Origin of the sequence: uncultured Campylobacter sp. (assembly GCF_937981295.1) — a bacterium.
Lineage (GTDB): Bacteria > Campylobacterota > Campylobacteria > Campylobacterales > Campylobacteraceae > Campylobacter_B.
On the sequence record NZ_CALJPC010000103.1, the window covers coordinates 1 to 6391 of the forward strand.

Consider the following 6391-nt stretch of genomic DNA (forward strand, 5'->3'; position numbering starts at 1 on the left):
ATTTCTCAGCAAAGTATTCATTTGAAGCTCTTCCTGTGCTTTCTAGTCCTTTCTCATCAGTTCCTGTCTTTCTCTGTCTGCCTTCAACTTTTCCTATTACATGGCTTCCCTCTTCAACTATTGTTCCGATAAGTCCAGCCTTTGTTGCATTCTTCGGATCTTCTCCATTGATTATTATTGTCTTGATTTTCTTTCCATTCTCATCACGTACATAAGCCGTCCCTGTTTTTGGCTTGTCATTTTCATCTAATAATTGTGGAGAATTTTTAGGATCTGAAAATATGATGTTTATATCATATCCTAAATCCTTGTAGGCATCCTTAAAAATACCTGCTATTTCAGTATCTACTGTCTTACCTATCAATCTTTCACCTGTTATATTTTCAAGACTCTTATTCAACCTTACTTCTGATAACTGTCCAAAGAAGTTTCTGTTGTCATCTCCTCTGTCATGAATTGATTCTTTTAGTGCCCATTTTATGTCATTTATTTCCTCTTTGGCTTTCCCAATATCCTCTTTCAGCTTAGCTGGATTAGTCGCATACTCAATAGTCTGGCTCTCTACATTGATATTCGTGCTGCTATGAGTGTCCTTTGTAACTTCATTTGCTTTTGCTAAATCCCTGTTTATTGGGCTTCCAGAAGTTTCTCCTATCTCAACATCTCCAATTACAGTGTTTCTTGTGATTCCTTGCTTGTCCCTGCTGTCCTGATTAAATCCAACGTTTGTAATTCTCGGTTTTCCTGTTGAAATTCCAAGTGATCCGCCTGTTGTCTTCATTGTGTCGTGATTCTGAATATCTTTTCCAACATAGCTGTCAATCTTGAATGTGGAGTTTCCTTGCTTGCCAACTACAGCTCCTGTATTTTCAAGCGTTCCAACGTGAAGACTGCTTCCCTCTCCGACAATGAATGTGCTTTGGTTGTCTACGAATGCTCTATCTCCATTTGTTCTGCTTCCGTTTATGTTTACAGAGCTTGGCACTCCGTTTGCACTTATTCCAAGGCTTATTCCGCTTGAGCTTCCAGTCGTTGTGCTTGTATTCTGTCTTGAAATAACTTCCACTTTTCCAATGTTTCCAGTTACTTTTCCGCCTTCCTGGTTAAAACCGTTTAATACCATTGAGCCTGTGTTGTTGTGAACTTCATTTACATTCTTGAAGTTTCCGTTTGCATAGACAGTTTCAACTGTATTCTGGTTGCTTTGGCTAGCTGAAATGCTTCCGCCATTTCCAGTAGTCTGTATTTTATGTCCATAGCCAATTGTAGCTCCTGCATTTATTCCTCTGCTTGAACTGCTTGATGTATAACTGTTATGAAGTTCCACTGATTCCTTCGTTATATTTTTACGTCATTGTATACAAACTTCGTATCCTTTTCATATGTTTCTTCTAAGCAATAATAGAGGGACAATCCCCCCCTATTATTACCTTTCTTTTTATTTCCTGAGTTCAAACTTTTTTGTATTATTTTAATATAACAGTTTTTTAGCTTTTCACTAAACTATCACTCAGAAATGGAGAAAACTTTATTATATGTTTATAATATCCCCAGATACTGAAACATCTTTTAACTCCTCAAGTTCCGGATTATATCTTTTAATTAAATCTGTAACATATTCACTGAAATTCATTCCTGTTTCCTTTAAAGTCCTATTCTCTCTGCTGTAATGGTATACTTTTAAGTCATTATCCCTTGTAGTTATAAAAATGTATTCAGAATTACTTTTTAAGTCAATTATAAAAGGTTTACCATCTCTTCCTTTTCCACGAAATTTATCTTTTTGTACATATTCCTGAAAATCATATTGTAACACTATTCTTTCTCTTATACTCCAGTCATTATATAATGACAATTCTTCTTCTCCTAACAATCCTCCCAAACTTTTCCCTGCTATACTTAAAAATTCCCTGAAATCTCCCTTCACTTCTATATCATATAATTCTTCTATTCCTCTTATCTCATCATCATTGTATCCTGTAAATTCCTTCTTGTTCTTTTCAAGATATCTTTCAAGAAGGATAAAAAGCTCTGTGTTTTCTTTTCTTTCTGAAGATACGTATTCTCTTATTTCCTTTAATCCTATTATTCTTTTTTCAGATGTATCACACTGTACCAGAAGTTCTCCTATTGATGGAATTTCCAATATAGGTTTTAATTCAGGATTGTATCTTTCTACTAAATCAACCATGTATTCATTAAAATCCATTCCAGTATCCTTTATCTTTTCTTCATTCTCATCAAAACAGTATACCTTTAAATCATCATCTGCTGTCCTTATATAAAAATAATAGGTTTCCATTTCTATTGAAAATATGAATGGCTTTCTTTTCAGTTCATCATAAAATACTTTTTCTTCAAAATCTTCATCATCTATAAATCCAAAATAATTTTTTCTTAAATAGGACCCCATATCCCAAGTTTGCCTATATAAAATAATAGGATCATCTCCCAGTAAATCTCCATCACATCTTCCGGCATATTTTAAGAACTCCCTGAAATCTCCTTTTGCTTCTATATCATACAGCTTTTCAATTTTAGTTATTTCTTCTTCACTGTATCCTATTGCTTTTCTCTCATTTTTTTTTAGATATTCTTTTAGCATATCCATAAATCTTTCATTCATTTCACATTAAAGGAGAGAAAATGAAAAGACGCGAATTTTTAAAAGGCGTTGCCGCGAGTGCGGCAGGTGCGGCGAGTGCAAACGCTACTAGCGTCATCAGCGACGATCTGATGAATAGCGAGGATGCGCCGATCACCGCCTCGCATTTCGGCGCGGTTAGGGCTCTTAGGCGAAACGGCAAATTTGAAGGCGTTTTAAGCGCAAGCGAGCTAGATTTTTTCCCGGTCAGTCTTACTCAGGGAATCGCAGCACGCACATACGATGCTACGCGCATCGCGCGACCATGCGTGCGAAAAGGCTATCTAGAAAAAGGCTGGCAGAGCGACAAAAGCATGCGCGGCAAGGACGAGTGGATCGAGATTAGCTGGGATGAGGCGTATAAACTCGTAGCGGACGAGCTAAAGCGTGTACTTAAAGACCACGGCGCAAGCTCGATTTACGGCGGCAGCTACGGCTGGTACAGCGTCGGCAGCGTAAATAATCCGCAAACTCTACTCGGTCGCATGCTGAATATCATCGGCGGCTACACTACGAGAAAGCTTAACTATTCGTGCCACTGTATAAGCGCGATAACCCCGCACATCAGCGGAACGGACGAGGCCAACGCTCTGCAAACCGCGTGGCCTACGATCCTAAAGCATAGCGAAGCGGTGCTCATCTGGGGTGCCGATCCGATCAATACCAATCAGATCGCATGGGCAGTGCCCGATCACGAGAGCTATTTGTATTTCGCAAAGCTAAAAGAGCAGATGCAAAAGCGCGGCGTAAAGGTGATCACGATCGATCCTGTATATAACAACACCGCTAAATTTTTAGGCTCTGAGCACATTTCAATCAACCCTACCACCGACGTTGCGATGATGATGGCGATATGTTACGAGATGATGGCGCAAGGGCTTGCGGATGAGAAATTTCTTAAAAAATACACTCACGGCGCAGAGGAATTTAAAGCCTATCTTAAAGGCGAAAGCGAAGATGGGCTCAAAAAAGACGCGGCGTGGGCGTCTAAAATTTGCGGCGTAAGCGAGGATGAGATCAAAGGCTTGGCTAAAATTTTAGGCAGCAAGCGCACTATGATAATGTGCGGCTGGGGTCCGCAGCGCGCTCATCACGGCGAGCAGTTTCACTGGATGGCGACGGTGCTTGCCGCTTTCGTGGGCCAGATCGGGCTTGCGGGCGGCGGATACGGCTTTGGCTATCATTACAGCGACGGCGGCTGCCCTAGCCCCGCAGCTCCCGTAGGAAGCGCGCTAAGCCTCTCAAGCGGCGCGGCGACTACTTCCTCGGCTTTCCCGGGCTTAGGCAGCATGAGTATCGTGCCTGCTAGCGAGGGCGAGTGGAAAAACCGCGACAACATCGCAATCCCCGTCTCGCGCATCGTCGATTGTATCAACAATCCCGGCAAGGAGATAGATTTTAACTGCAAAAAGATAACCTACCCTAACATCAAGCTTGCCTACTGGGCGGGCGGCAACCCGTATCTGCACCACCCCGATACGAATTTGCTCGCGCGCACGTTTGAAAAGCTCGATACCTTCATAGTCCAAGAGTGCTTCTGGACGGCGAGCGCGCGCATGGCCGATATCGTTCTGCCCGCCACCACCGAGCAGGAGCGCGACGACATAACCAAGTCGCATACGAATAAATTTATCATCGCTATGCATAAGATCGCCGAGCCTTACGAGCAGGCGCAAAACGACTATAAAATTTACTGCGAAATTCTAAAGCAGTTCGGCGAGAAGGAGTATATGGCGTTTAGCGAGGGCAAGAGCGAGATGGAGTGGATCAAGCAGTTTTACGACGCTTCGAAGAAAAAAGCGGACGCATCGAAGATAAAGATGCCGGAATTTGAGGAGTTTTGGAAAAAGGGCTTCGTGAAATTTGAAATTCCAAAGCACGCCTACGAATACGTAGCGATGGAGGAATTTAGAAAAAATCCTATCATAAATCGCCTCGGAACGCCGTCTGGAAGGATCGAGGTCGTCTCGAAAAAGATCGCTAAAGCGGCGCTGGACGACTGCCCTGCGCATCCAACTTGGATGGAGCCGATGGAGTGGCTGGGGAACGCGCAAAAGACGCAAAAGTATCCGCTAAATTTAATAACCCCGCATCCGAAATACCGCCTGCACGGGCAGCTAAACAACACTTGGCTACGAAGCCTAGAAGAAATCAGCAGTCGCGAGCCCGTGTGGATGCACCCAAAAGATGCCGAAGCAAGAGGACTTAAAAACGGCGACGTAGTTAGGGTTTTCAACGATCGCGGCGCCACGCTTGCGGGGCTCATCGTCACCGAAAACGTAAAGCAAAGCGTCGTGCGGATGCAAGAGGGCGGCTGGTGGGATCCGCTCTTTAGCGATAGCGGCGATATGTGCGTACACGGCAACGTAAACGTGCTGGTGCCCAACGAGCCCAGCTCGAAGCTTGCGTGCGGCAACCAAGCCACCGCGCTAGTTCAGATCGAGAAATTCCAAGGTGAGCTTCCGCCGCTTGCGGTATTTTCACAGCCGAAATTCGGCAAAAGGAGCTAACGATGAGACAAAATTTTAAAATTTACGCGCTCGGGCGAGGTCAAATTTCATCGCCTCACTCAGTTAGAATTTCATCGTCCGGCGCAGGTGGAATTTCATGCGAAACGGATAAAATTTGCGCACCCGAGCGAGGTAAAATTTTATCCAAAGCGCTAGCGGCGTTTTTACTCGCGGCAGCTTGCCATTTGGGCGCGACGGATCTTTTCGTCGCGGCTCAAACCCCGCTTCTAAACAAAGCGGGCGGCAAGGAGATCGCCAAGCTGCACGTAGGCGCGAAGCTGCAAGTGCTAAAGGACGGCAAGGACTACGTGCAGGTGCGATACGCGGGCTTCGTGCCCGAGGGAAGCAACGTAAGCTACGCAAGGCTTGGGATTTTGGAGCAGGACTTGCAAGCGCAAAACGCAAAGAGCCTAAAGACGCTAAAGACCGTGAAGGACGACTACGATAACGAATGGGCGAACGTCACTATCGACGGCTACGTTGCGAAGCTTGCCGTGACGGACGATGCGGCTAAAATTTACGACGCGGGAGAAAATCTATTCAAGGAGCGCTGCGGCAGCTGTCACGCGCTGCACGGATACGACGAGTTTAACGTCAATGTCTGGCCCAGCGTGGTCGAGACAATGATACAAAACTCGGGGTTGCAGCCCGACGAATACGAGACGCTCGTGCGATTTTTGCAAAGCAAAGCGCCCGTGGAATGAAATTTAAAGCGCTTGCTATTTACGCAGCGGGTGGAATTTATCACTTAAATCTCGCCCGCTAAGTAAACTTAGAATTTTAATACTCGAAGCGGAATTTAGTTTTAAAATTTACAAAGTAAAGCTCTGCCCAGGAAATTTCGGCTATGAAATTTTGCGCTAGCACCCTTTTGTGCGAGTAAGCTCATTCGCCACGGCGTAAATTTCGGCTATAGACTTATGCGCGGAATTCTGCTTGATTTCGCGTGGTAAATAACGGAATTTCTCCGCAAGATCTACTGTAAAATTTCACGCTCGGTGCGCATTTTGCCTATATCACAAAACGCAGCAGCCGCAAAATTTCACGCGGCAGCTTTCCACCGCAGGTGGAATTTCACTGCGCAAATTTTAGATTTTTAAAGCGAAATTTCAAATAAAATTCGTGCCATAAACCCATCGCGTAAATTCTATACCGAAAACTATAACTGCGTGACATCGATATGGATTTTAATCTAAATTTTACTCATAAATTTTGAGATTATTTTATAAGTGCATGG

General features: G+C 44.0%; 4 protein-coding genes. 2 read left to right on the forward strand and 2 right to left on the reverse strand.

The features are described 5' to 3' along the window. Nucleotides 1-1327: hemagglutinin repeat-containing protein (locus Q0135_RS10995; RefSeq protein ID WP_297990438.1), on the reverse strand; the 1327-nt coding region annotated here is incomplete at its 3' end. 204 nt (nt 1328-1531) lie between these two features. Further along, nucleotides 1532-2611: a hypothetical protein gene (locus Q0135_RS11000; RefSeq protein WP_297990440.1), complete on the reverse strand. Its 1080-nt coding sequence runs from the start codon at nt 2609-2611 to the stop codon at nt 1532-1534. 35 nt (nt 2612-2646) lie between these two features. Between Q0135_RS11000 and Q0135_RS11005 the strand changes: the two genes are divergently transcribed. Together Q0135_RS11005 and Q0135_RS11010 are read left to right on the forward strand one after the other, a co-directional pair. Continuing rightward, entirely contained in the window at nt 2647-5154 is a 2508-nt protein-coding gene (locus Q0135_RS11005) for a molybdopterin-dependent oxidoreductase (protein WP_297990442.1), read from the forward strand. A gap of 2 nt (nt 5155-5156) precedes the next feature. Beyond that, nucleotides 5157-5858: a hypothetical protein gene (locus tag Q0135_RS11010; RefSeq protein WP_297990444.1), complete on the forward strand. Its 702-nt coding sequence runs from the start codon at nt 5157-5159 to the stop codon at nt 5856-5858. Nucleotides 5859-6391: the final 533 nt, after the last annotated feature.

What these genes read in the sequence shown, in the direction of transcription:
- Q0135_RS11000 (WP_297990440.1), bottom strand. Translation starts at nt 2,611, where the DNA reads ATGGATATGCTAAAAGAATATCTAAAAAAAAATGAGAGAAAAGCAATA.
- Q0135_RS11005 (WP_297990442.1), top strand. Translation starts at nt 2,647, where the DNA reads ATGAAAAGACGCGAATTTTTAAAAGGCGTTGCCGCGAGTGCGGCAGGT.
- Q0135_RS11010 (WP_297990444.1), top strand. Translation starts at nt 5,157, where the DNA reads ATGAGACAAAATTTTAAAATTTACGCGCTCGGGCGAGGTCAAATTTCA.